At 62.1% G+C, this 356-nt stretch carries 1 protein-coding gene; it reads left to right on the top strand.

Annotation, left to right across the window (positions count from 1 at the left end):
* Positions 1-271, top strand: a 271-nt coding sequence (locus EN786_RS36485; protein ID WP_135910108.1) for a copper chaperone PCu(A)C, incomplete at its 5' end; no start/stop codon positions are given.
* Positions 272-356: the final 85 nt, after the last annotated feature.

Here is a 356-nt window from a genome sequence, read left to right as displayed (position 1 = left end):
CGAGATTTCCGACAAGGCCGAACTGCATGAGATGGGCGTCAAGGACGGCGTCATGACCATGCGGCCGGTCAGCGGCGGGTTGGAAATCCCGGCCGGCGGCAAGGTCGCGCTGAAGCCAGGCGCCTACCACCTGATGTTCGTCGGCCTCAAGCGGCAGCCCAAACAGGGCGAGACATTCCCGGCGACGCTGACCTTCGAGAAGGCCGGCAGCATCAAGGTCGAGTTCGCCGTCGAGGGCATGGGCGGCGGCATGGACGATCACGCCGAGTGATCATTTCGAATTCAGAGGGACTTTCATGAAGAAATATCTTTTAGCGGCGGGCGCCGTTCTTGCGCTCGGATCAAACACCGCGCTC

The organism is Mesorhizobium sp. M4B.F.Ca.ET.143.01.1.1 (genome assembly GCF_004792275.1).
GTDB classification, from domain to species: Bacteria; Pseudomonadota; Alphaproteobacteria; order Rhizobiales; family Rhizobiaceae; genus Mesorhizobium; species Mesorhizobium abyssinicae.
Note: the sequence above shows the minus strand (reverse complement) of the source record. Positions and strands in the feature narration are given on the sequence as shown.